The organism is Shinella zoogloeoides, from assembly GCF_033705735.1.
Classification (GTDB): Bacteria; Pseudomonadota; Alphaproteobacteria; order Rhizobiales; family Rhizobiaceae; genus Shinella; species Shinella zoogloeoides_A.
In genome coordinates, this window is record NZ_CP131131.1 from 1,818,303 (window position 1) to 1,842,996 (window position 24,694).

Annotated in this window: 24 protein-coding genes; 8 read left to right on the forward strand and 16 right to left on the reverse strand. The window is 66.1% G+C overall.

The features are described from left to right. Positions 1–247: 247 nt before the first annotated feature. From ShzoTeo12_RS26110 to ShzoTeo12_RS26150, 9 genes are all read right to left on the reverse strand, one after another. Positions 248–1,243 (reverse strand): LacI family DNA-binding transcriptional regulator, encoded by a 996-nt coding sequence (locus ShzoTeo12_RS26110; protein ID WP_318913116.1) that lies wholly within the window; start codon positions 1,241–1,243, stop codon positions 248–250. A gap of 161 nt (positions 1,244–1,404) precedes the next feature. Next, complete coding sequence (locus tag ShzoTeo12_RS26115; protein WP_318913118.1) at positions 1,405–2,892, reverse strand: sugar ABC transporter ATP-binding protein; 1,488 nt, start codon at positions 2,890–2,892, stop codon at positions 1,405–1,407. Next, the gene (locus ShzoTeo12_RS26120; RefSeq protein ID WP_318913119.1) at positions 2,889–3,956 is read right to left on the reverse strand and encodes a hypothetical protein; all 1,068 of its coding nucleotides are present in this window, start codon (positions 3,954–3,956) and stop codon (positions 2,889–2,891) included. The genes ShzoTeo12_RS26115 and ShzoTeo12_RS26120 overlap by 4 nt, the downstream gene beginning before the upstream one ends. Continuing rightward, positions 3,953–6,076, reverse strand: coding sequence for an ABC transporter permease (locus ShzoTeo12_RS26125; protein WP_318913120.1), 2,124 nt, complete (start codon positions 6,074–6,076; stop codon positions 3,953–3,955). Before ShzoTeo12_RS26125 ends, ShzoTeo12_RS26120 begins: the two co-directional genes overlap by 4 nt. 61 nt (positions 6,077–6,137) lie before the next feature. Further along, positions 6,138–7,166: a sugar ABC transporter substrate-binding protein gene (locus ShzoTeo12_RS26130; RefSeq protein WP_119255354.1), complete on the reverse strand. Its 1,029-nt coding sequence runs from the start codon at positions 7,164–7,166 to the stop codon at positions 6,138–6,140. A 141-nt stretch (positions 7,167–7,307) separates the two neighbouring features. Continuing rightward, on the reverse strand, positions 7,308–8,237 hold the full coding sequence (locus tag ShzoTeo12_RS26135; RefSeq protein WP_318914377.1) for an ABC transporter permease: 930 nt from the start codon (positions 8,235–8,237) through the stop codon (positions 7,308–7,310). 193 nt (positions 8,238–8,430) lie between these two features. After that, entirely contained in the window at positions 8,431–9,429 is a 999-nt protein-coding gene (locus tag ShzoTeo12_RS26140; protein ID WP_413251175.1) for a quinone oxidoreductase family protein, read from the reverse strand. Positions 9,430–9,432: 3 nt separating this feature from the next. After that, the gene (locus ShzoTeo12_RS26145; protein WP_318913121.1) at positions 9,433–9,843 is read right to left on the reverse strand and encodes a carboxymuconolactone decarboxylase family protein; all 411 of its coding nucleotides are present in this window, start codon (positions 9,841–9,843) and stop codon (positions 9,433–9,435) included. 20 nt (positions 9,844–9,863) lie between these two features. Beyond that, positions 9,864–10,718: a branched-chain amino acid aminotransferase gene (locus ShzoTeo12_RS26150; protein ID WP_119255358.1), complete on the reverse strand. Its 855-nt coding sequence runs from the start codon at positions 10,716–10,718 to the stop codon at positions 9,864–9,866. A 115-nt stretch (positions 10,719–10,833) separates the two neighbouring features. On the opposite strand from ShzoTeo12_RS26150, the gene ShzoTeo12_RS26155 reads away from it, so the two are divergent. From ShzoTeo12_RS26155 to ShzoTeo12_RS26190, 8 genes are all read left to right on the forward strand, one after another. Beyond that, positions 10,834–11,727: a LysR family transcriptional regulator gene (locus ShzoTeo12_RS26155; protein ID WP_119255359.1), complete on the forward strand. Its 894-nt coding sequence runs from the start codon at positions 10,834–10,836 to the stop codon at positions 11,725–11,727. Positions 11,728–11,858: 131 nt separating this feature from the next. Further along, entirely contained in the window at positions 11,859–12,875 is a 1,017-nt protein-coding gene (locus ShzoTeo12_RS26160) for a BMP family protein (protein WP_318913122.1), read from the forward strand. An 85-nt stretch (positions 12,876–12,960) separates the two neighbouring features. Then, positions 12,961–14,490, forward strand: coding sequence for an ABC transporter ATP-binding protein (locus ShzoTeo12_RS26165; RefSeq protein ID WP_318913124.1), 1,530 nt, complete (start codon positions 12,961–12,963; stop codon positions 14,488–14,490). After that, positions 14,480–15,529: an ABC transporter permease gene (locus ShzoTeo12_RS26170; protein WP_318913125.1), complete on the forward strand. Its 1,050-nt coding sequence runs from the start codon at positions 14,480–14,482 to the stop codon at positions 15,527–15,529. The genes ShzoTeo12_RS26165 and ShzoTeo12_RS26170 overlap by 11 nt, the downstream gene beginning before the upstream one ends. Position 15,530: 1 nt before the next feature. Then, positions 15,531–16,472 (forward strand): ABC transporter permease, encoded by a 942-nt coding sequence (locus ShzoTeo12_RS26175; protein ID WP_318913127.1) that lies wholly within the window; start codon positions 15,531–15,533, stop codon positions 16,470–16,472. Further along, on the forward strand, positions 16,469–17,761 hold the full coding sequence (locus ShzoTeo12_RS26180) for an amidohydrolase family protein (RefSeq protein WP_318913128.1): 1,293 nt from the start codon (positions 16,469–16,471) through the stop codon (positions 17,759–17,761). The genes ShzoTeo12_RS26175 and ShzoTeo12_RS26180 overlap by 4 nt, the downstream gene beginning before the upstream one ends. 130 nt (positions 17,762–17,891) lie before the next feature. Then, the gene (locus tag ShzoTeo12_RS26185; protein WP_318913130.1) at positions 17,892–18,338 is read left to right on the forward strand and encodes an Rrf2 family transcriptional regulator; all 447 of its coding nucleotides are present in this window, start codon (positions 17,892–17,894) and stop codon (positions 18,336–18,338) included. Between the two features lie 31 nt (positions 18,339–18,369). Then, positions 18,370–18,657, forward strand: coding sequence for a DUF6522 family protein (locus tag ShzoTeo12_RS26190; RefSeq protein WP_245424755.1), 288 nt, complete (start codon positions 18,370–18,372; stop codon positions 18,655–18,657). A 41-nt stretch (positions 18,658–18,698) separates the two neighbouring features. Here ShzoTeo12_RS26190 and ShzoTeo12_RS26195 read toward each other — a convergent pair whose 3' ends face one another. From ShzoTeo12_RS26195 to napF, 7 genes are all read right to left on the reverse strand, one after another. Beyond that, complete coding sequence (locus ShzoTeo12_RS26195; protein ID WP_162911265.1) at positions 18,699–18,848, reverse strand: hypothetical protein; 150 nt, start codon at positions 18,846–18,848, stop codon at positions 18,699–18,701. Between the two features lie 311 nt (positions 18,849–19,159). Then, entirely contained in the window at positions 19,160–20,104 is a 945-nt protein-coding gene (locus ShzoTeo12_RS26200) for an MYG1 family protein (RefSeq protein ID WP_318913133.1), read from the reverse strand. Positions 20,105–20,265: 161 nt separating this feature from the next. Next, a complete protein-coding gene (locus ShzoTeo12_RS26205) occupies positions 20,266–20,970 on the reverse strand; it encodes a cytochrome c3 family protein (protein WP_318914379.1) in 705 nt (234 codons plus the stop codon). A 2-nt stretch (positions 20,971–20,972) separates the two neighbouring features. Further along, entirely contained in the window at positions 20,973–21,464 is a 492-nt protein-coding gene (locus ShzoTeo12_RS26210; protein ID WP_119255367.1) for a nitrate reductase cytochrome c-type subunit, read from the reverse strand. Continuing rightward, positions 21,434–23,938, reverse strand: a complete 2,505-nt coding sequence (gene napA / locus ShzoTeo12_RS26215; protein ID WP_318913135.1) for a periplasmic nitrate reductase subunit alpha — start codon at positions 23,936–23,938, stop codon at positions 21,434–21,436. Before napA ends, ShzoTeo12_RS26210 begins: the two co-directional genes overlap by 31 nt. Continuing rightward, positions 23,913–24,197, reverse strand: a complete 285-nt coding sequence (locus ShzoTeo12_RS26220) for a chaperone NapD (protein WP_318913136.1) — start codon at positions 24,195–24,197, stop codon at positions 23,913–23,915. Before ShzoTeo12_RS26220 ends, napA begins: the two co-directional genes overlap by 26 nt. Then, the gene (napF, locus tag ShzoTeo12_RS26225) at positions 24,190–24,690 is read right to left on the reverse strand and encodes a ferredoxin-type protein NapF (RefSeq protein ID WP_318913139.1); all 501 of its coding nucleotides are present in this window, start codon (positions 24,688–24,690) and stop codon (positions 24,190–24,192) included. Before napF ends, ShzoTeo12_RS26220 begins: the two co-directional genes overlap by 8 nt. Positions 24,691–24,694 lie beyond the last annotated feature (4 nt).

Below are 24,694 nucleotides of genomic sequence, written 5' to 3' on the forward strand. Positions count from 1 at the left end.
CCGGCGAGACCGATCCTAATGTCTATACATATGACGGCCGGACTATTCGCTGTCAACAGAAAACCGGCCGTTTCCACGTTAGTTAAACGTGTATCTAAGCGCAGGTAAACGTGTACTTTGGCGAAAGCTACTCCGTCAAGGCCTCTCGTAGAGCGGGCTAAATAACGGTGCCTGAATGCAGGTGCGAAACAATTTCACAGGTGCCATGACACGGGCACTTGAACGCCATCGGAAGCATCCCGCTCCGTCAGGTCGTGGTGCGGCTGACGACCGTGGGCATGATGGTGATGGCCTCGCCCTTGCGGTCCGGATCCTCGAGGAAATCGATGAGGGCGTTCGTCGCGACGCGGCCGGAATGGGCGATGCGCCGGTCCACGGTCGAGAGCGGATGCTCCAGCAGCGGAGAGAGGTAAATGTTGTCGAAGCCGATCACCGCGCAATCCTCCGGCACGCGCCGGCCGCGCTCGCGCAGGGCGACCATCGCGCCGATGGCCAGCATGTCGTTCATGCAGCAGATCGCCGTGAAATCGGTGCTGTCGATGAGGTCCAGCGTGGCCTGATGGCCGAACCTGTGCTGGAATTCCTTGCAGCGCACCAGCTCGGGATCGAAGGGAATGCCGGCTTCGGCGAGCGCGTCCCTGTATCCGGAAAGGCGGATCTGCGTGTTCGAGCGATGCGGCGCACCGCTGAGGAAGGCGATGCGGGTATGGCCCTTTTCGATCAGATGGCGCGTCGCCTGGAAGGCGCCGCTGCGATAGTCGGTATCGACCGTCGCGACGAGCTGCGCCACCGGGCCGATCTCCCGGTCCATGCAGACGACGGGGATGCGCAGGGCATCGAGAAGCTCCGTGTCGGGAATGACGTCGCTGGCGGCGAGCAGGACGCCATCCACGCGGTGCCCCCCGAAGGAGGTGAGGTGCGCCGTCTCGATCTCCGCTATGCCCTCGGAATTGCAGACGAGGGTCGTGTAGCCGCGCAGGCGCGCGGCGTCGTCGCAGGCGCGCACCAGCTCCGTGAAATAGGGATTGAGGATATCGGGAACGATGATGCCGATGACATGCGACTTGCGCGTGACGAGCGAGCGCGCCAGCGAATTCGGCGTGTAGTTCAGTTCACGGGCGAGCGACAGGACCTTCTGGCGCGTCTCGTCCCCGATCACCGAATCCTTCCGGTTCAGGACCTTCGACACCGTCGCGGTCGAGACCCCGGCCTGTCTCGCAATATCCTTGATCGTAACCGCCACGAAACCCCACCATTGCCTGCCCGATGCTCCTGTTATCGGCGCATTGGTTCGTGTCGTCTAGCTTGCCGCCGACACGAATGTCCATAGCAGGCTCGCCATGCGGCCGGGCCAGCGGTGAGATGGCGGGAAGGACGCGATGCCCTGACGGCGCGTCGCGCCGTTCAGTGCACCGCGGCGTACATGATGCTCTCGCTCGACGCGTCGATGGGCGAGAACTCCTCCACCACCCGGCCCTGCCTTGCGACGAGGATGCGGTCGGAGAGGGAGAGGATTTCCGGCAGGTAGGAGGAAATCACCACCACGGCCAGCCCCTCGTCGGCCAGCCGCTGGATGAGCGCGTGGATCTCGGCGACCGCACCCACGTCGACGCCGCGCGTCGGCTCGTCGAAGATGATGAGCCGCGGCTTCTGAATGAGCGCCTTGCCGATCACCACCTTCTGCTGGTTGCCGCCGGAAAGCTCGACGACGCGCGCCTCCCCGCCGATGGAGCGGATGGCGAGCCTGTCGGTCCATTCCTCCGCCAGCGCCTTCATCTCCGCCATGGAGACGAAGGGAAAGCGGTTCTTTCCGGCCGCCAGCAGCCCGGCATAGAGGTTTTCGGCGATCGACATGTTCTCGAAGAAGCCTTCGAGTTTGCGGTCCTCGGTGACATAGACGATACCGTCGGCGACCGCCGGGCCGGGCGTCGCATAGCGCACGGGACGGCCTTCATATTCGATGGCGCCGCCGCGCAGGAAATCGCGCTTGAAGACGCCGGCGACGATCTTGGCCGTCTCGGTGCGACCGGAGCCGACGAGGCCGAAGAGGCCCGTCACCTGCCCGGCGAAGACGGAGAAGGACGTGTTGCGGACGAGCGCGCCCATCGAGACGTCCTCGACCGAAAGCACGCGCTGTCCGGCCGGACGGGTCTTGGTGCGCGGCGCAAACTCGGTGGCGAGCTCGCGGCCGACCATCGCCTGCACGATGCGTGCCTGCGTCAGGTCGCCGGCCTTTTCCGTCAGCACCCTTCTGCCGTCGCGCATGACGGTGATGCGGTCGGACATCTGCAGCGCCTCTTCCAGCGCGTGGGTGATGAAGATGATCGCGACGCCCCGGGCGCGCAGGCGGTCGATCAGCGAGAAGAAATGCCGCCGCTCCTCGGGCGTCAGCGTCGCCGTCGGCTCGTCGAAGATGATGACCTTGGCATTCAGCCGCACCGCGCGGGCGATCTCGACCATCTGCCGCTTGGCGGCTCCGAGGCTGGAGACCAGCGCCGTCGGGTCCACGGTGAAGTTCAGCGATTGCAGGAACTGCTGCGCCGCGATGGTGATGCCGCGCAGGCGGTTGAACGCCTTTTCATGGCCGAGGAACAGGTTCTGCGCCACGGTCATCGAGGGCACGAGGCTGGTTTCCTGATAGACCATGGCGATGCCGCGGCGCAGCGCCTCCGCCGGCCCTTCGGCCCGCAGCGGCTCTCCCTGATAGAGGATTTCGCCGCCTTCGGGCGGATAGACGCCGGCCAGAAGCTTGCTGAAGGTGGACTTGCCCGCCCCGTTCTCGCCGAGCAGGGCGTGGACTTCGCCCGCCTCGAGCGTGAAATCCACCGCATCCACCGCGACATTGCCGTGGAAGGCCTTGGTCAGCGCGCGCGCCTCGAGGATTGCTGTCATGGCTGGGCCTCCCGGCTCGGGATATCGACGATCTCGCCCGCCCCTTTCAGCGCGACCAGCCGCGCCTGCGGCAGGTCCAGCACAGAGACCGCGCCGTGGCGCTGGCCGTCCGCGCGCGAATGCAGGCTGGCGAGCGGGCGGAACGCCGCGTCCAGCCGGGCGACGAGGCCATAGGACCGCGCCGGCGCCCAGGGCTTGCGCACGCCCATCGTGCGTACCCCGCCGCGCTGCAGGGGCTCCAGGAAACTCTCGCCCGAGCGCAGCGCGGGGGCGATCCAGTAATCCTGCGGCACGGTGGCGATCATGTCGGCGCGGAAGCGATCCTCGCGCAGCACGAGCTCGATCAGCCGGTTGCGCGGGGCGAAGACCGGCAGCCACCAGCCGCCCGCTCGCGCCGGCGAAAGCCGGCCCGGATAGCCGGGGATGCGGTCGAGGACGGTACGCGGCCGGCCGCCGAGGGCGACGAGCCGATGGGCGAAAGCCTCGGCCACCACCGGCGCGCCAGCCTCATCGCGCGCCAGCCCGGTCGGGAAGGCGAGCCCGCCCGCGATCCGCTCCGCCTTGCCGCCGGCAAGGTCGAGCCGCCAGACGGCGCCGTCGCGGCGCTTGCGCATCAGCGCCGGCACCCATTCCGTGGCGGCATGGCTGGCCGAGCCCTGCGCGACCAGCAAAGTGCCATCATCGTTCGCCAGCAGCGCCGTCGCCGAGACGGCGGCGGGAAAGGCTTGGCGCAGATCCCGGCTTGCGCCATCGCGCCGAAGGATCAGGCCGCCATCTGCCAGCGCCACGACGAGCCCGCCGCCCGGCAGGGCCGAAAGCGCGGTGATGGGCGCGGCGAAGGTCTCGGCCGGTTTGGCCTTCTCGTCCTCCAGCCGGTAGAGCACGGGGCCGCCGGTCAGCCAGATCGTTCCCTCGCTGTCCTCTGCGAGATTGTCGGCCTCCGGCAGCGCGGCAACGTGCGCCGCCGTTTCCAGTTGCGTGTTCGGTTTCCATGCGCCGTCATAGGGCGGGATGGTGACGGCTTCGCCGCGGAACGGGTCGAGCAGGCGGTCGAGGAGCGTCATGCCCTGTCTCCCCAGTAGGAATTCCAGCTCGTCCAGTCCGGATCGGCATCTGGCAGGCGAATGCGGCCGATGCGGTTGTTGAGGATGCCGCCGATATACAGCCAGCCCTTGTGCTCGCGCATGGACGTGACCATCGGATGAGCCGCGCCGCCGAGATCGCCGAGGGTCGCGACGATGGCGCCCGTCTCGTCGAACTTCACAACGCCGCCGGTGTTGATGTTCGGGAAGAGCCAGTCGTCCTGCGGCAGGTTGCGTGTCATGCGCTTGCGCATGGCGGGGTGGCGGAGCGCCAGGTCGAAGCTCGGCGTGCGCATGCCGAGCCATGCCATCCAGTAGGTGCCGTCCGAGGCGCGGTTGATGTTGTCGGGATAGCCGGGCATGTCGCGGATCATCGTTTCGAGCTGGCCTTCCTTCGGCCCGGCGATCCAGTAGCGGTGCACCGAGCAGGCCCAGCTTTCGGCGATCAGCAGCGACTGGCCGTCATGGGAGAGGCAGACGCCGTTGGCATAGCGCAGGTTCTTCAGCACCGTGCGCGTCCTGCCGGTCTTCGGGTCATGGACAAGGAGGCGGCCGGTCGGCCGGCTCTCGATGGAATCCAGCGCCCAGTCATGGGCATCGTAGCGCGTGGTGGAATCGGTGAACCAGATGCGCCCGTCCGGGCCGATGTCGCAGTCGTTCGGATCGCGCAGGCGCGCATCGTCGACGACAGAGAAGAGCGAGCGCCGCGTTTCGGTGGAAAGCTCGCGCACCCCGCCGTCCTTCGCCACGCCGTAAAGGCCCATGGCGCCGACGCAGGAGACGATCTGCCCGTCGCGGGCCATGGCGAGGCCGAGCGGAAAGCCGCCGATATGGGCGAACACTTCGGAACGGGTATAGTCCGGCGCGAACCAGCGCACGATCTCGCCATGGCGCGTGCCGGCATAGAGATTGTCGTCGGCGTCGAGGATCACGTCCTCGGGCCCCTCCACCGTGCCGAGCGCGATGGGCTCGGCCGAGGCCAGCGCATCGTTCAGCGCATAGGCCGTGCCGGAACCCGGCAGCGCCGACTGGGCGGGCTGCATGGCATGGTGCAGCGGGGCGACATAGACTTCCGACAGCACCTTGTGACGGTTCTTCAGCCAGCGCACGTCGAGAACGATGGCGGCCGCCAGCAGCAGCCCGACGATGAGCTGGCTGGTGCCGGTGCCCGCGCCCATGCGGATGAGGCCGTTGGTGATGAGCAGCACGACGATGGCGCCCATCAGCCCCTTGGCGATGGAGCCGCGCCCGCCGCCAAGGCTGTTGCCGCCGACGACGGCGGCGGTGAGGGCGGCAAGCTCCAGACCGAGCCCCGTTCCCGGGCCGACGCCCGAAAGGCGCGCGGCGAAGAGGAAGCCGGCGAGGCCGCAGGCAGCCCCCGAGATGACATAGGTGAGGAAGATCGTGCGGCGCACGTTGATGCCGACATTGAAGGCCGAACGGCGCGCGCCGCCGACGGCGGTAAAGTGCCAGCCGATGCGGGACCGGCTCATCACCAGATGGGCGATCAGCGCGAAGGCGAGCGCGATCAGCGCGCTGATCGGCTGGCCCCAGACCGCGCCCATGCCGATATGGTCGAACGTGTCGTTGAATACCGGCGAGCTCTGGATGCGGGCGCCCCATGTGGTGATCAGGATGTCGTAGATCGAGCGGCCGATGATGAGCGTGACCAACGTGGTCAGGAAGGCGCGCAGGCGCAGATAGCCGACGAGAAAGCCGTTGAGCGCGCCGAACAGCGCGCCGGCCCCGAGCGCGGCGAGGAAGGCCAGCCACACCGGCCCCTCGGCGATATAGATGACGGCGAGGGTCGCGAACGCGCCCAACGCGAAGATGGAGCCGACGGAAAGATCGATGCCGCCGCCGATGATGACGACCGTGAGGCCGAGCACGACGATCAGGAACTCGCCGAGCTGGCGGGTGGTGTCGAGGAGGCTCGACGGCGCGAAGAAGCCCGGCAGGAGAATGCCGAAGGCGGCCACCACCACGACGAGGAAGGCGAAGGGCACGAGATTGTCGGCCCAGCTCTTCGACAGGATTTCACCCAGCAGGTGATCGGGCACCTTGTTGTAGCGCAGGCGGGTCAGTCTTTCACGAAGCGTCATTCGGGCCGGTTCCATGGGGGTGGAGGAGGCGGGCCGCTGGCCGGCCTCCTCCCTGTCTTCATTACTTCTTGGCGGCGGCCTCGATGGCGGCCTGGCTCCAGCACGTATCCGGCGTCAGGTCTTTCTTCGAACGGGCGATCTCATGCGTATAGAGATAGTTCTTGCTGTCGCCCGGCTTGATGCCGCTCTGGAGCAGGATCTTGATGGCGGCCACGACGTCCTGCGACTGGCGCGGCAGCTCGCTCGTCACGATGGCGCCGAAGGTGCCGTCCTCGATGAGCTTGCAATCGATCGCTTCGCCCGAGCCCGTCGTGGCGAGGAAGATCTTGTCCTTGAGGCCGGCATCGCGGATCGCCGAGGCGGTGCCCTGCGCCGTCGCATCCCAGAAATCGACGATGCCGCAGACGTCCGGGTGCTGCTGCAGGATGGTGGCGGCGGCGTTGCGCGCCGTCGTCGCATCCCAGTTGGAATCCGCGGTGCCCGCGACCGTCCAGCCCGGATTGCGCTCCAGCACGGCCTGTACGCCGGCCCACTGGTCTAGGCTCGACGAATTCACCTGGTCGCCCTGGATGACGGCGATCTTCTTGGAGGAGCTTTCACCGCAATGGTCGATGACGGCCTGCGTCTCCAGTTCGCCGAGGCGCTTCCAGTCCGAGCCGGCGAAGACGTCGGAGGCGTAGTTCGACGGGTTGTCGAGCTGCACGACGAAGATGCCGGCTTCCTGCGCGCGCTTGAAGAGGCGCGAATAGGAGTTGAGGTCCGGCGTCTGGACGATCAGCACGTCGGGCTTTTCGGCCGAGGAGATCAGGTCGGTGATCGCCTGCGCGCCGGCATCGACGCTCCAGTTGGGGTCGCGCGTTTCCCAGATGCCGCCGAACTGCTTGACTTCCTCGCCGATGAAGTGGTTCCAGCCCTGCGCGAGGTCGAAGCCCATGGTCATGGGCACCATCACCACGCGCTTGCCTTCCAGCGCCGAGCGATAGGCTTCGGGGCCGGGATTGGTTTCCTGCGCCTGTGCGCCGATGGCGGCGCCCGCAAGGCAGGCCCCCGCCAGGACGACGCGCCGGAGTGTCTTTCTCAGATTGCTCATGTCATGCCTCCGCTAGGATGCGCCCCTCTCCGGGCCGCGATTGTTGCCATTGTTCACGGGCATCGGGCCACGCGACCCTCCGCCCAGAGTTCTTCCGCATTTCCGAACGCAAAACCGCTGCGCACTTTTGCTGGAAATGCTCTAGATGTCGCCCTGCTGACTGGTCTGCTCGTCGCGGGGATTGAGTTGCCCATCGAGGATGATCGCGCCGAGCAGGATCAGCGCCTTGATGAGATTCTGGTGGATGTTCGGCAGGTTGAGGATGGTCATGCCGTTGAGCAGGATGCCGATCAGCAGCGCGCCCACGACCACGTTGCGCATGCCGCCCTTGCCGCCGGAAAGCCCGATGCCGCCGATCACCACGACCAGCACCACGTCGTAGAGCAGGGCCGAGTTGACCAGCCGCGTGTTCATGCTCTGCAGGCTGACGGCGCTCGCCATGCCGGCAAGCCAGGCAAGGAGCGCGCTTGCGACGAAGGAGGCGACGATCAGCGGGCGCACCGGGATGCCCATGGTGCGCGCGGCCTGGAAATTGTCGCCCATCAGGTAGAGGAAGCGGCCCGGCCGCGACCAGCGCAGCAGCACCAGCGCCACCGCCACGACGGCGAGGAAGACGACGACGTCGAGCGGCAGGCCGAGGATGCGGGCCTTGCCGAGCCAGAGCAGCGTTTCGGCCGTCTCGGGAATGTAGATGACGTCCTGCGAGAGGATCTGCGAGCGGACGAAGCCGAAGACGAAGGCGCTCGAGGCCAGCGTGGCGAACAGCGCCGAGACGCCGGCATAGGCCACCATGAAGCCGTTCATCGCGCCGAGCCCGATGGTGATCGCCGCGACGAGCGCGCTCGCCGACCAGAGCGACCAGCCCGCCTGCAACAGCTGAAGCTGGATGGCGACCGTCACCACCATGATCGAGACCATGGACAGATCGATGCCGCGCCCGATGACGACGATGCCCATGCCGGCGGCGAGGATGCCGAGCACGGAGACGCTGCGCACGATGTTGAGGAGGTTCGCCGGCGCGGTGAACCCATCGAGCGCCACGGCGAAACCGACGAACAGCACCACCGCCATCAGGAGAACGATGGTTTCCTGCGTGAATATCCTGAACAGGGGTCGGCTAGCTGGCACCTGATGATTTCCGTCTAGAGCATTCGGATCGGGCACGCCCGCGGATTAAGGTGATACTGCCGGAGCTAACTACCGACAATATCTATAGATTTTCTTTTATATACTGAATCGGACAGGTTTTTGCGGGAACGAGGCGTCACGCGGAAAATCCATCCATCGTCAAGATCGTCGATCCGGTCGTCGCGCGCCCTTCGAGCGCGCGATGCGCTTCCACCGCCGCGCGCAGCGGCAGGCTGGACGCCGCACCGGCGCGAAGGCTTCCCGAGACGAGGCGCGTGAACAGCTCCGCGCTGCGCTCGCGTCGTTCCTCGGCGCTCGTCAGATAATCGAAGACGACGGGCCGGATGGCCGACCTGGACCCCGCCGCCAGATCGGAAATGCGGAAGCCCTCGATCGGCCCGGATGCCTGGCCGAAGCTCACGAAACGGCCGTGCGGGCGCAGACAGGCGAGCGAGCCGCGCCAGGTATCCTTGCCCACCGCGTCGAAGACCGTGTGGCACAGGGCGCCGCCAGTCAGCTCCGCCACGCGGGCGGCAAAGTCCTCGCGGCGGTATTCGATCACGGCGTCATATCCGTGCGCCAAGGCCAGTTCGGCCTTTTCCCGCGATCCGGCGGTGCCGATGGCACGCGCGCCGAGGGCGGCGATCCACTGCCCGAGCAGCAGCCCGACCCCGCCGGCGGCGGCGTGGACGAGCACCGTCTGCCCCGCCAGAACGGGCGCGGCGGTGGACACCAGCACCTGCGCCGTCAGTCCCTTGAGCAGGACCGAGGCGGCCAGCGCCGCGTCGATCCCGTCCGGCAGCATGATCAGCCTGTCGGCGGGCATGACCCGCATCTCGCGATAAGCGCCGGTGCGCTCCAGATAGGCGACGCGCTGGCCGACCGAAAGCGTCTCGACGCCTGGGCCGAGCGCGACCACCGTGCCCGCCGCCTCCGCGCCCGGCACGAGCACGTCGCCCGGCCAGGGATAGAGCCCGGAGCGGTAATAGGTGTCGATGAAGTTGAGCCCCGCCGCTTCCTGGCGGATCAGCACCTCGCCGGGGCCGGGCGTTTCCACCGCAAGCTCCGTCCATTCCAGGACATCCGGCCCGCCGGGTTGGCGCGCGATGACCGCGCCTGCCTTGATCGCGGCCATGTCTCAGCTCTCGACCAGGAACTGCGGATCGATCGGCAGTTGCAGCGCGTTGAGCAGGGCATTGGTCTGCGAAGCCATGCCGATCACCGCCAGAAGCTCGGCGTGCTGGTCCCCGGTCATGCCCTTGGCCTTGGCCGCCGCGGTGTGGGAATGGACGCAATAGCTGCAGCCATTGGCGACCGACACGGCGATATAGAGCATTTCCTTGACCAGCGGATCGAGCGCGCCGGGCTTGACCATGACGTCCTTCAGGCCGGACCAGATGCGCTCCAGCGTATCCGGCTGGTTGGCGAGCGCCCGCCACACATTGTTGACGAAATCGGACTTGCGGGTGGCGCGGATGTCGTCGAACACCGCCTTGACGCGCGGGTTCGCTTCGGCTTCGGCGTCGGTCCACAGGCGAACGGTACTCATGGCAAGTCTCCTTTCGGGCGTCAGCTATGCGCCCAATCCCAGTAAAGCTGCCGCGCCCGGCGGGCGAGCGGGCCATAATCGAAGGTGCGGTCGTCGAAGCCAAGGACCGGCATGACCTTAGAGATATTGCCGGTGCTGAAGATCTCGTCGGCCGCCCGGAAATCCTCGACCGTCAGCGTCTTCTCGTGCACCGCAACGCCGTCCGCGCGCAGCAGGCCGATCACCCGCTGGCGGGTGATGCCGTCGAGGAACGTGCCGTTCGGCACCGGCGTGAACACCTCGCCGTCCTTGGCCATGAATACGTTCGAGGTCGCCAGCTCCGCCACATTGCCGAGCGTGTCGCAGACCAGCGCATTGCCGAAGCCCCTGGCGCGCGCCTCGGCCAGCATGCGGGCATTGTTGGGATAGAGGCAGGCGGCCTTGGCGTTGACCGGCATGGTCTCCAGCGTCGGACGGCGAAAACGGGTCGTCGTGATGGTGAAGCCGCCGGGCACGGCCATCGGCCGCTCCTCCAGGCAAAGGGCGAAGGCCGTCGATGCGGGATCGGGCGCGACGACGCTCGCATCGCTCTCCTCCGCCCAGTACATGGGGCGGATATAGACGGCGGCGTCGGGCGGGAAATGCGCCAGCCCCTCCTGCACGCGCTCCATGATCTGCGCGGCGGTGAGCGTCGGCCGGAGGCCGAGCGCGCGGGCGGATGCGTTGACCCGCTCCGCATGGAGGTCGAGATCGGGGATCACACCCTCGAAGCGGCGCGCGCCGTCGAACACCAGCGAGCCGAGCCATGTCGCATGCGAGCCGGCGCCGAGAATACGCACATCGCCCGCGTGCCATTGGTTCTCGTACCACGTCCGGACGGAAGGCGCTTGCGACATCGGAAACCTCGATTTTAATGGTCCCGCACCCTACGCACAGCTTGCTTCATGCGTCCAATGCAAATATCCCTCGGCGATGCATGCAGGATCGGCATGAATTGGCGGGAGACGAAGGATGGACGAGCGGCTGTTGAAAAGTTTCGTGACGACCGCCCAGCTCGGCAGTGTCACCTCGGCGGCCGAGCGGCTGAACCTCACCCAGCCCGCATTGTCGCGGCAGATCCAGCGGCTCGAGCAGGAGCTCGGGCTGACGCTCTTCCAGCGCAGCGGCCGCAACCTGCGCCTCTCGGTGCAGGGCGACCGGCTGCTGATCGACGCGCAGGCCGTCCTTGCCGCCAGCAAGCGCCTCCATGACGCGGTCGCCGAGATGCGCGAGGGCGAATGCGGCCTGCTGCGCGTCGGCGCCTGCTCCCAGGTGATCGAGCGCCATATGAGCGAGGTGTTGCCCGCCTGGAAGCAGGACAATCCCAATATCGACATAAGGCTGGAGGAAGGCGGCGGTGCGGAGCTTGCCCGCCGGCTCGACGACAACGAGCTGCATCTGGCGATCAACGCCCGCCATTTCGCGCGGCCCGACCGCTTCAGCCGCGTCGATATCGGCGCGATGCGCGTGCGCGCCTTCTCGCTCCCCTCGGTCTTCGCCTGTGAGACCCGGACCATCACCCTGGCGCAGCTCTGCCGCCAGCCGCTGCTGCTGCTCAATCGAAGGCATTTCACCCGCGAGCTGCTCGAAACCGCCTGCCAGGCGGAAAGCTGCCTCGCGCAGCCGACGCTGGAATCCTCCTCGCCCCATACGCTGCTGGCGATTGCCCGCAGCAGCGGCGGCGTCGCGGTCGTGCCCCATCTCGGCACCGGCCCCGTGGAAGGGCTGGTCGCCTACGACATCCTGCACCGCGGCAAGCCGCTCGACTTCGAGATGTCGGCGATCTGGCCGTCCTCGGTGCCGCTCCCCGGCTACGGCCAGCGCTTCATCGCCTATCTGCGCGACCGGCTCCTGCCTTCCGCCTGAGCGCCACGACGGCGCTGTCTCGGCTGTGAACTTCCGCTGCAACCGATTGCTGCCATTTCGAATTTCCCCTACATTGACCAAACGGTAAAAGACGCATTTCAAAAACGCGCAATCAACCAGAGGGGACGTTCATGCAAAGCAATTTCGGCATTTCCAGACGCCGGCTGATCCAGGCCGCCGGCGCATCCGCGCTCGTGGCGGCGGCGGGCTTGCCAAGCCGCCTCTTCGCGGCCGAGCCGATCAAGGTCGCGGCGGTCTTTACCGTTCCGGTCGAGCAGCAATGGGTGAGCCGCATCCACAAGGCCGCAAATGCCGCCAAGGACCGCGGCGAGATCGAATATGTCTATTCGGAAAACACCGCCAACAACGATTATGAACGCGTCATGCGCGAATATTGCGAGGCCGGGCACAAACTCATCCTCGGCGAGGTCTTCGGCGTCGAGGATGCCGCGCGCGCCGTCGCCCGTGACTATCCCGACGTCGCCTTCCTGATGGGTTCGAGCTTCAAGCCCGATCCGGACCTGCCGAACTTTTCAGTCTTCGACAACTATATCCAGGACGCCTCCTATCTTTCCGGCCTCGTCGCCGGCGCGCTGACCAAGTCGAAGAACATCGGCATGGTCGGCGGCTACCCGATCCCCGAGGTTAACCGCCTGATGAACGCCTTCATGGCGGGCGTGAAGGAAGTGGCGCCCGACACCAGGTTCCAGGTCGCCTTCATCGGCTCGTGGTTCGATCCGCCCAAGGCCAAGGAAACCGCTTTCGCCCAGATCGACGGCGGCGCCGACCTGCTCTATGCCGAGCGCTTCGGCGTATCCGACGCGGCCAAGGAGAAGAAGGTGCTTGCCATCGGCAACGTCATCGACACGCAGGCCGACTATCCCGATACCGTCGCCGCCTCGGCGCTGTGGCACTTCGAGCCGACCCTCGACAAGGCGATCGCCGAAGTGAAGGCCGGCACCTTCAAGGCCGACGACTACGGCGTCTATTCCTTCATGAAGAACGGCGGCTGTTCGCTCGCGCCGCTCGGCACCTTCGAAGGCAAGGTTCCGGGCGAGATCAAGGCGAAGATCGCGGAGAAGGAAAAGGCGATCAAGGACGGTTCCTTCACCGTCGCGGTCGACGACAGCGAGCCGAAATCCAGCTAAGTCCCTCCGCCCGGGGGCGGCCGCGCCGCGGCCCCTCCCGGGCGGACGATCCCCTCTCCCACCGTTCCCTTCGGTCCGTATCGCCGTGTCCAGTACCCCTGTCCTCCGCCTTTCCGGCATCAGCAAGCGTTTCGGTCCGCTGAGGGCCAACGATGCGATCTCCTTCGAGCTGAAGCGCGGCGAAGTGATTGCCCTTCTCGGCGAGAACGGCGCCGGCAAGACGACGCTAATGAATATTCTCTTCGGCCACTATGTCGCCGACGAGGGAACCGTCGAGGCCTTCGGCACGCCCCTGCCGCCGGGTGACCCGCGCGCGGCGCTTAATGCCGGCATTGGCATGGTGCACCAGCACTTCACGCTCGCCGACAACATGACGGTGCAGGAGAATATCGCGCTCGGCACGCAAAGCCTGTGGAGCCCGCGGCTCGACAGGTCCGCCGCGCGCCGGCGCATCGAGGAACTGTCCGCCGACTTCGGCCTTGCCGTCGATCCCGCCGCCACCGTCGCCACCCTTTCGGTCGGCGAGCGCCAGCGGGTGGAAATCCTGAAGGCGCTCTACCGCGATGCCCGGATCCTGATCCTCGACGAACCGACGGCCGTGCTGACGCCCGCCGAGACGGAAGCCCTGTTCCGCACGCTGAAGCTGCTCGTCGCCAAGGGCCTGTCGATCATCTTCATCTCGCACAAGCTGCAGGAGGTCATGGCGGTCAGCGACCGCGTGCTGGTTCTGCGCGCCGGCAAGCTGGTCGGCGAGCGCGAGACGGCCTCGACCGACCGCAGGGAACTCGCCGCCCTGATGGTCGGCCAGGAGGTGAAACCGGCGGAGGTCAACCCGGCGAGGCTCGGCGCGCCGCTGCTCACGCTCGATCGCGTCTCCACCGCCCCGCACAACGGGGCCGGGCTTGCCGACGTGTCGCTCACCCTCACGGCCGGCGAGATCACCGGCCTTGCCGGCGTATCGGGCAATGGCCAGGCGGCGCTTGCCGCCCTGCTCTCCGGCATCCGGCGCCCGACCGGCGGCCGCATCTCCATCGCCGACCGGGAGGTCACCGACTGGTCGCCGCGCGCCGCGCTTGCCCACGGCATCGCCCGCATCCCCGAGGATCGCCATGCCGTCGGCACCATCGGCGACATGAGCGTCACGGAGAACGTGATCGCCGAGCACTATGGCAGCCCGCGCTTCAGCCGCATGGGCTTCCTTAACTGGAAGGCCGCCCGGCGTTTCGCCGAGAAGATCATCGCCGACTACGACGTCAAATGCCCGTCGCCGGAGGCGCGCATCCGCCTGCTATCCGGCGGCAACATGCAGAAGCTCATCCTCGGCCGCGCGCTCGATCCCGATCCCGCGGTCATCCTTGCCAGCCAGCCGACCCGCGGGCTCGATGTCGGCGCCGTCGCCTATGTCCATCGCATGCTGCTGGCGGCGCGCGACCGGGGCGCGGCGATCCTACTGATCTCGGAGGACCTGGAGGAAATCCTGGCGCTGTCCGACCGGATCACCGTCATGTCGGCGGGGCATCTTTCCGCGCCGTCCGCGCGCGGCGAACGAAGCATCCGGGAACTGGGGGAACTGATGGCGGGCCATAGCGGGGAGCACAGCGATCATGCGGCTTGAGCCGAAGCCCGCACCGTCATTGGCGGTTACCCTGTCGTTCCCGCTGGCGGCGATCGTCACGACGCTGGTGCTGACGTCGATCCTCGTCCTCGTCGCCGGCGCGTCGCCGCTGTCGGTCTTTTATCTCGTCGCCAAGGGCGCCGCCGGTTCGCAGTTCGCGCTGATGGAGACCCTGACGCGCGCGACGCCGCTGATCTTCACCGGCCTTGCCATCGCCGTCGCCTTTCGCGCGCGGCTGTGGAACATCGGCGCCGAGGCCCAGCTCTATATGGGCGGCATCGTCACCGTGGCGCTTGGAACAGGGGCGCTGCCCCTGCCGTCCTTCATCCTGATCCCCGTGCTGATGATCGCCGCCATGGCGGCCGGCGCCCTCATCCTGCTCGGGCCGGCCGTGTTGAAGACGCGGTTCGGCGTCGATGAGGTGGTCACGACGCTGCTGCTCAATTTCATCGTGCTCCTCTTCGTCTCGATGCTGCTCGACGGCGTGCTGAAGGATCCGATGGGGCTCGGCTGGCCGCAATCGCAGAAGGTCATCGCCGAGGCGCAGTTGCCGCGCCTCATCCAGGGCAAGCGCCTGCACTACGGCTTCGTCATCGCCATCGCGGCCGCGGCCGTCGTCTGGGTGATCACGAAGAAGACCCTGCTCGGCTACGAGATGCGCGCCGTCGGGCACAATGCCGAGGGCGCGCGCTTCGTCGGCATCCCGGTCAACCGCGTGCTGATGAAGACGGCGCTGCTTTCGGGCGGCCTTGCGGCCCTTGCCGGCTTTTCGGAAGTGTCGGGACTCAAGGGCAACCTGACGCTCGACCTCTCGCCCGGCTATGGCTACACCGGCATCGTCGTAGCGATGCTCGCCATGCTCAATCCCCTGGGTGTCGTCGCCTCCGCCATCTTCGTCGCCGGCATCTTCGTCGGCGCGGATGCCATGAGCCGCGCGGCCAAGGTGCCGAGCTACATCGCCGACGTGATGGTCGCCACATCGCTGCTGACGATGGTAGTCGCGATCCTTCTGACCCGCTTCAAGATCAGGTGGAGGTGACATGGACGCGCTGGACATCCTCTTTTCCGCCTCCTTCTGGGTCGCCGCGATCCGCATCGCCTCGCCGCTGATCTTCGCCACCATGGGCGAATTGATCTGCGAGCGCGCGGGCGTCCTCAATCTCGGCATCGAGGGCATCATGACGGCGGGCGCCTTCGCCGGCTGGTTCACCGTCTATGCCGGCGGCGATCTCTGGACGGGGCTTGTGGTCGCCGCCCTCGTCGGCGCGCTGTTCGGCCTGCTGCATGCCACGCTCACCGTGCCGCTCGGCCTGTCGCAGCACGTCGTCGGCATCGGCGTGACGCTGCTCGCCACCAGCCTCACCTATTTCACCTACCGCCTCCTCCTGCCGGAGGTGACGTCGCCGCCGAAGATCGAGCCGTTCCAGCCGTGGCCCGTCCCGGGCCTGTCGAAGATCCCCGTGGTCGGCGAGGCGCTGTTCACGCAGACGCCGCTGACCTATCTCGCCTTCCTCTCGGTGGCGGTCGTCGCCTGGACCCTCTACCGGACGCCGGTCGGCCTTGCCGTCAGGGCGGCCGGCGAAAATCCCTCGGCCGTCGAGGCACAGGGCATTTCGGTGACCGGCATCCGCATGGGCGCGGTCGTCGCCGGCAGCGCGCTGATGGCGCTCGGCGGCGCCTTCCTCACCACCTCGGCCTTCAATTCCTTCTTCTTCCAGATGATCAACGGCCGGGGCTGGATCTGCATCGCGCTCGTCGTCTTCGGCTCCTGGCGGCCGGGCAAGGCGCTGATCGGCGCCATCCTGTTCGCCGCCTTCGATGCCTACCAGGTCCGTCTTCAGCAGATATCGGGCGGCATCGTGCCCTATCAGGTCTTCCTGATGATGCCCTATGCGCTGTCGATCCTGGCGCTGATCCTGGTCGCGCGCCGCGCCACCTATCCCAAAGCTTTGATGATCCCCTACCAGAAAGGCGAAAGATGAGTTTCGACCTGATCGTGAAGGGCGGTACGCTGCCCGATGGAACCGTCGCCGATATCGGCATCAAGGGCGAGAAGATCGCCGCCATCGAGCCACGCCTCGAAGCGGCGGCCGGCCGCGTGGTCGATGCCACCGGCAACCTCGTCAGCCAGCCCTTCATCGACCCGCATTTCCACATGGATGCGACGCTGTCCTACGGCCTGCCGCGCATCAATGCCTCCGGCACGCTGCTCGAAGGCATCGCGCTCTGGGGCGAGCTGAAGCCGCTCCTCACCCATGAAGCCGTCAAGGAGCGGGCGCTCGCCTATTGCGACTGGGCCGTCTCGATGGGCCTGCTCGCCATCCGCACCCATGTCGATACCTGCGACGACCGGCTTCTCGCGGTCGAGGCGCTGCTCGAGGTGAAGAAGGAGATCGCACCCTATATCGACCTCCAGCTCGTCGCCTTCCCGCAGGACGGCCTCTACCGCTCTCCCAACGCGCGGGAAAACACCATCCGCGCGCTCGACCTGGGCGTCGACATCGTCGGCGGCATTCCGCATTTCGAGCGCACCATGGACGATGGCAGGCGTTCCGTCACCGAGCTTTGCGAGATCGCCGCCGAACGCGGCCTGATGGTCGACCTGCATTGCGACGAGACCGACGATCCGCTGTCTCGCCATATCGAGCAGCTCGCCTACGAGACCCAGCGGCTCAGCCTGCAGGGCCGCGTGGCCGGCTCCCACCTGACGTCCATGCATTCGATGGACAACTACTACGTCTCCAAGCTGCTGCCGCTGATCGCCGAGGCCGGGGTTTCGGCCATTCCCAATCCGCTGATCAACATCATGCTGCAGGGCCGGCACGATAGCTATCCCAAGCGCCGCGGCATGACCCGCGTGCCGGAAATGCTGAAACACGGCATCCGCGTCGGCTGGGGCCAGGACTGCGTGCTCGATCCCTGGTATTCGCTCGGCACCGCGGACATGCTCGACGTCGCCTTCATGGGCCTGCACGTCGCGCAGATGTCCTCGCCGGCCGACATGCGCACCTGCTTCGACATGGTCACGAAGGTCAATGCCGCCATCATGGGGCTCGATCATCTCGGGCTGGAGGTCGGCAAGACGGCGAGCCTTGTAGTGCTCGACGCAGGCAACCCCATCGAGGCGGTGCGCCTGCGGGCCGAGCGCCTGTGTGTCGTCGCGAAAGGCAAGGTCGTGGCCGAACGCGAAAAGCGCGACACTGCCCTTTCCATCAAGGGACGCCCGTCGAGCATCAACCGCCGCCATGTCGTGCCGCCGCAGGCGCAGTAAAGGGTCGGGAGCGCACCGGACCCGGACCGGTCCGGTGCTGCGACCCTATTGCTCTTTCAACGGAGCAGCCATTGCGTTAAAAGTGGCGTGACAGATACTTCAATGCCGGCCGCGGCTTCGGACGATACCGATGCGGATGACGCTTCATACCGACTATGCCCTGCGCATGCTGATCTATCTCGCCAGCCGGCGGGACGGCGTCTGCACCGTCAACGACGTGGCGGAGGCCTACGGGTTGTCGCGCAACCACCTCCTCAAAGTGGCGCAGACGCTGCGCGATCTCGACCTTGTCGAAACCGTGCGTGGCCGTAGCAGCGGCATTCGTCTCGGCAAGAAGCCGGAAGACATCGGCATCGGGGCATTGGTGCGGGCGACGGAGGAGGAATTCTCGCTCGCCGAATGCATGCAGGCCGGAGGCGGTCGCTGTGTCATCTCGCCGGCCTGCCGGCTGAAGGGCATGCTGCACGAGGCGCTCGGCGCCTTCCTGGCCGTTCTCGACAAATACACGCTGGCGGACATCGTACTGGACCGGGCCCTGCTTCGCCCCCTGCTCGACATCGATATCCAGGCGGCATGAGGGGAACGACGATGCCAGTGGAGATGCACCCATGACCGCGCCGTTCGTTCTCAATCGGGATGTAGATGGACAGTTCCTGCTGCCGGCGGACATGCTCGCTGAACGGTTCGGCTGGCCGACGCAGACTTTTCGCGACTACATGCGCCGGGGTCTCGTCGTATCGCGCGTCGAGCGCGGCGAGGGAGAGGATGCCGGCCGGTGGCGGCTTTCGGTGCGCTGCGGAAACCGGCGCTGGCAGGCCGTGGTGGAAGCCGACGGCACGATCGGCGCACAGCACCTCGACGTCCTGTCAACTTCAGGCCCCGCGCCCCAGCGGTAGCCGGCCTCTGCGTGGAGCCGAGCACCACGCACGATGACGACCTAGACGAAGATCATCACGGCCGCATAGCCGATCGCGATCAGGATCAGGCCGACGACAAGCATCGGCACAAGGCTGCTTCCCTCGACATCTCTGCCGCTGACATTCTCGCCGGAGAACACCAGAGGCTTGCGGATTTCGTTCTGATCCATGACCGCTCCTATTAATGAGGTAAATAATATACCACTTTAACATAGCCAGCGACGCGACAAAATAGCGCCGTTCGCTGCCGCGATGCGCGCTGGGAACGATGAATGGGAAATAAAGGTGAACGGTGCCAGCGGAGCGTACGGAAGGCCCGTCACGCTTGCCTCATCTGGCTCCGTGACCGGCAAGCCATGGCTTCAGCGGCGTCCGTGCGGCATTCCATCCGCAAACGCTTCAAGCCTTGTAGAAATACCGGATGCATGTCCCACACGGCTACCGCTCGTTACGATGGCGGAAAACGTCGTGGGTGCCGCCCTTACGTCGCGGCGAGAACCCCATCTTCCTGCACGGCGGCTTCGACCGCGATCCTCGCCATTTCAAGCGCAGCCTCCCGGGTCTTCGCCGCGGCGATGAAGCGGCCGTTGTGGCAGAAGGTTGCGCCGGCAACGCCGCAAGCCGCGGCGAGGGCCTCGCCGGTCAGGCCGGCCCAGGCCGCAGGAAGATCTGCCCGCAGCTCGAAGCCGTCGCTCGACCGCCGGATGCCTGTCAGGCACCAATCGGTATCGCGCGGATGGACGACGAAGAGAAGATGATCGGCGCCCGCCTTCACGATGGCAGGCCGGAAAGGCATTCCCATCGGCAGTTCGAGCACGCGCCCATCGCCGGCCGCGGCGATCGCCCTGAGAACGATGGCCTCGGCACGCAGTTTCGCGGCCGCCTGCCCTATGGTCGCCTCGACGAAACTGCGCGCGATCGCAAGCGCGGCGTGAAAGGCCCGGTCGTCCGCATCCGGCGCCCGGTCGTCGAAGACCGGCTTGAGCGTTTCCAGAAGGACCGGCAGGGTCAGCTTGCTCAGGGCGCCGGCCGCCGAGGAGCTGAGCGCACCGTTATCCATGAGGTCGACCGGCAGCACGAAATCGAGGTCGAAGCCCGCATGGAGGGCGTCGATATCGGAAGCGGGAATGCCGAGGTCCTTCAGGTAGTCCCGGCCAAACCGGCGCCAGATCAGCCCGAACGAGCTGAACGGCTGGCCATCGTCGCGCAGCGGCGCGCCGCGCTGGTGATGATCGAAAATCCCGGCATCCGGATCATAGGCGCCGCCGACATCATAGACGATCCTGTCCGGACCCGGCGTAATCCATTCGGGCGCCCGGCTGCGAACGAGGCGGGCAGCGGGGAACAGACGCGTCAGGATCACGCTCGACAGCAGCTCGTCCGCATGGAAGCCGCCGGAATGGGTTACGAGAAAGTCGGGGGCCATGCCGGTCAACCTGTCGATGGTTCTGCGTTTCGGATCAAGGGGTCGGATACCCGTTGGCCATCGCGGTTTCAAGGGGGCGAGCCGTCCGCATCACGGTCTTATGGAACACGTCGACGCCTTCGCCCTGCCGAGCGCAGGTTCCGCCATCTCCGAAGCGACCTTCAATACGTCGTCATGCCATGCGCGCTGGCGACGGCGCGGCGCAGGTCGCCAATGGCATCGTTCGAGGCGGCCGGCAGTTCCCGGCCCTCGAGGTCCTTCGGCATCTTCCAGCCGGGATCGACCCCTTCCATGTTGGGAAGCTCGTGCGCGATCCCCTTGTGGCAGTCGATACAGGTCGCCTTGCCGGTCAGCAGATATTTCGCGTGGATGTCGGCGGCGCGCTGGGTCTGCTTGGTGAAATCCATCGCGACGGCGGAATGGCAGTTGCGGCATTCAAGGCTGTCATTCGCCTTGAGGCGCGCCCATTCGTGCTTGGCAAGCTCCAGGCGCTTGTCGAGGAATTTCTCGCGCGTGTTGATCGTTCCGAAGATCTTGCCCCAGACCTCCTTGGACGCCTGCATCTTGCGGGCGATCTTGTCGGTCCACTGGTGTGGCACATGACAATCCGGACAGGAAGCGCGCACCCCGGAGCGGTTGGTGAAGTGCACCGTGTTGGTCAGCTCCTGATAGACATTGTCCCGCATCTCGTGACAGGAGGTGCAGAACTTTTCCGTGTTGGTCAGTTCCAGCGCCGTGTTGAATGCGCCCCAGAACATGACGCCGCCGACGAAGCCGCCGAGTGTCAGGAAGGCGAGGCTGAGCGTTGCCGCCGGCGTCGTCAAGAGGGTCCATACCCAGAGCAGGATTGCCTTGATGCGCGCCATCGTCATTCACTTCCCGCCTGCGTGACACCCAGCTCGCTCATGTCCTTGAACGTGTTGCCGACGAGCGGCTTGCGGTCGGCCTGCGGCACATGGCAGGCGGTGCAGAAATAGCGGCGCGGCGAGACGTCGGCGAGCATCTGGCCCTCGCGGGTCATGTAATGGGTGATGCTGATCATCGGCGCACCGGCATCCTGCGAGAACTCGCGCTTGTGGCAGGAGAGACAGCGGTTGGCATTGACCGAGAGCTGGTAGCCGTCGATCGAATGGGGGATGATCGGCGGCTGCTCAGGATAGGCGCGCATGCGCCGGACATCGTCGATGACCCATTTCGGCAGCGGATCGGCCGGCAGGGTCTGCATCTTGTCGCCATCCGGGCCGGACAGCTGCGGCACCATCTGCGCCATGGCGCTCGTGGCGATGACGGCTGCGCCGATGGCAGCGAAAACCCACCCTGGAGAAGGGGTCAGGCGACGGGTTCGATCTTGACTGCGCATTTCTTGAAATCCGTCTGTTTCGAGATGGGATCGGTGGCGTCGAGCGTGACCTTGTTGATGAGCTGGCTGGCATCGAACCACGGCACGAAGATCACGCCGGGCGGCATGCGGTTGCGCCCGCGCGTCTCGACGCGCGAGCGAATCTCGCCGCGCCGCGAGACGATGCGGATCTCGGAGCCCTGGTTGAGGCCGCGCTTGCGGGCATCGTCCGCATTCATGAAGCAGCGCGCGCCGGGGAAGGCCTTGAAGAGCTCCGGCACACGCATGGTCATCGAGCCGGAATGCCAATGCTCCAGCACGCGGCCGGTGACGAGCCAGGTGTCGTATTCGTCATCCGGGGACTCGGCCGGCGGTTCGTAGGGCACGGCGATGATCGCCGCCTTGCCGTCCTTGTTGCCGTAGAACTTCACCCCTTCGCCAGGTTTCACATAAGGGTCGTAACCCTCGCGGTAGCGCCACAGCGTTTCCTTGCCGTCGACGACGGGCCAGCGCAGGCCGCGGACCTCGTGATAGGTGTCATAGGGTGCAAGGTCATGGCCATGGCCGCGGCCGAAGGTGGCATATTCCTCGAAGAGGCCCTTCTGAATGTAGAAGCCGAAATGCTGCGCCTCGTTGTTGTCGTGGTCCGGCTTCACCTCGTCGATGGGGAATTTCGCGACATCGCTTTCGGCATAAAGCACCTGATAGAGCGTCTTGCCCTTGTATTGGGGATTGGCGGCGAGAATCTCCACCGGCCAGACCTCGTCCGTGGTGAAGCGCTTGGAGAACTCGACGAGCTGCCAGAGATCGGAGCGAGCCTCGCCGGGCGCCTGCACGAGCTGGTGCCAGACATGGGTGCGCCGCTCGGCATTGCCATAGGCCCCTTCCTTCTCCACCCACATGGCCGCCGGCAGCACGAGGTCGGCGCTCATCGCCGTGATCGTCGGATAGGCATCCGAGACGACGATGAAATTCTCCGGATTGCGATAACCCTGATAGGTCTCGTTCGCGGTGTTGGGCCCGGCCTGGACGTTGTTGTTGACTTGCACCCAGTAGAAATTGAGCTTGCCGTCCTTCAGCATCCGGTCCTGCTCAACCGCGTGATAGCCCGGTTTTTCCGGAATGATGCCATGCGGGATGCGCCAGATTTCCTCCGCATGCTTGCGATGCTCCGGGTTCGTCACGGTCATGTCGGCCGGCAGGCGATGGGCGAAGGTGCCGACCTCGCGCGCCGTGCCGCAGGCGGACGGCTGGCCGGTCAGCGAGAACGGGCTGTTGCCGGGCTCGGAAATCTTGCCTGTCAGAAGATGCAGGTTGTAGACCATCTGGTTCGCCCAGACGCCGCGCACATGCTGATTGAAGCCCATGGTCCAGAGCGACATGACCTTGCGGTCCGGGTCGGCATAGAGCTCGGCGAGCTGCTTGAGGAAGCCGGCCTCGACGCCGGTCATCTCCACGGCCTTTTCCAGCGTGTATTCGGCGACATGCGCCTTGAAGGCCTCGAAGTCGATCGCTTCGGTCCTGGTGGGATCGGCGGCATTCGCCGCCTTCGTTTCCTTCGGATCGTCGGGCCTGAGGCCGTAGCCGATATCGGTGACGCCGCGCACGAATTTCGTGTGGTTCTTGACGAAATCCTCGTTCACCCGGCCGGACTGGATGATGTGATTGGCGATGTAGTTGAGGATGACGAGGTCGGTGCCCGGCTTGAAGACCATGGGGATATCCGCAAGGTCCATGCTGCGATGGGTGAAGGTGGAGAGCACCGCCACGCGCACATGCTCGTTGCCGAGCCTCCGGTCGGCGATGCGTGTCCAGAGGATCGGGTGCATCTCCGCCATGTTCGAGCCCCAGAGCACGAAGGCGTCGGCATGCTCGAAATCGTCATAGCAGCCCATCGGCTCGTCCATGCCGAAGGTGCGCATGAAGGCGTAGGCGGCCGAGGCCATGCAATGGCGGGCGTTCGGATCGAGATTGTTCGAGCGGAAGCCGGCGCGCATCAGCTTGGTCGCAGCATAGCCCTCGAAGATCGTCCACTGGCCGGAGCCGAACATGCCGAGCGCGGTCGGACCCTTCTCCTTCAGCACCTTCTTGGCCTGCTCGGCCATCACGTCGAAGGCCTCTTCCCAGGTGATGGGCTCGAACTCGCCGTCCTTGGCATAGGCGCCGTTCCGCTTGCGCAGGAGCGGCGTCGTCAGGCGGTCGGCGCCGTACATGATCTTGGAAAGGAAGTACCCCTTGATGCAATTGAGGCCACGGTTGACCTCGGCCTGCATGTCGCCATGCGTGGCGACGACCTTGCCTTCCTTGACGCCCACCATGACGCCGCAGCCCGTGCCGCAGAAGCGGCAGGGCGCCTTGTCCCACTTGATCTCCAGCGCGCTCACGCCGCCCGGCACGGGCTGGGCGGCGGCGGGTAGCGCGATGCCGGCTGCTGCTGCCGCGACACCCGCCGCCTGCGCCTTCAGGATATCACGCCGCGTCAGTTCGCTGCCCATCAGCCTCGTCCTCTTCCGTATAGATCTGTTCGAAAACCATGTTGGCGGCGATCACGCCGTCGATGAGGGAGATGCGCATGAGCGTATCGCCGAGTACGCCGGTGCTCGGCCCTTCGATCACCACGACGATCTTGCCCTTGTCCGCGCCGTGCACCTCGACATTCTCGAAGCCCGCAAGGGCCGCAAGGATGCTGTCGAGGCAGCCGGGCTTGGCGGCGATCACCGCGCTCGAAATGTGATGGGGCCGCGCCTCAGGCATGGATAGCCTCCGCGTTCAGCGGCACGGCTGCGACCGCACCGACGGGACAGACGGAAATGCAGGCGCCGCAGCCGGTGCAGGCGCTCGCGATAAGGTCCGGCACGAAAGGCCCGCCGCGCACCGGGCGGAAGCGGATCGCCGCCGTCGGACAGACGTCGCGACAGGCCTGACAGTCGACCCGCTGGAACGACAGGCAGGTGGCGGCAAAGGAAACGATGTGGTCGAAACGGTGAATATGGCCGGTCGTGAAGACCGGCTCGGGACAGTGCTCCGCGCAGGCGCCGCAGAAGGTGCATTCGCCGAGGGTGAAATCGAGCGCCGGCAGGCCATCGGCCAGGCTGATAATGCTGGCCGGACAATGCTCGACGCATTGGTCGCAGCCGGTGCAGGCAGCAAGCGCGTCTTCCACGATGCCCGGCGGCCGGATGCAGGCGGCTTCGCTCCGCTTCCCGCCGCTCAGGAAATCGCGTCTCGACAAGGCCTCCCGCTTCATCGCG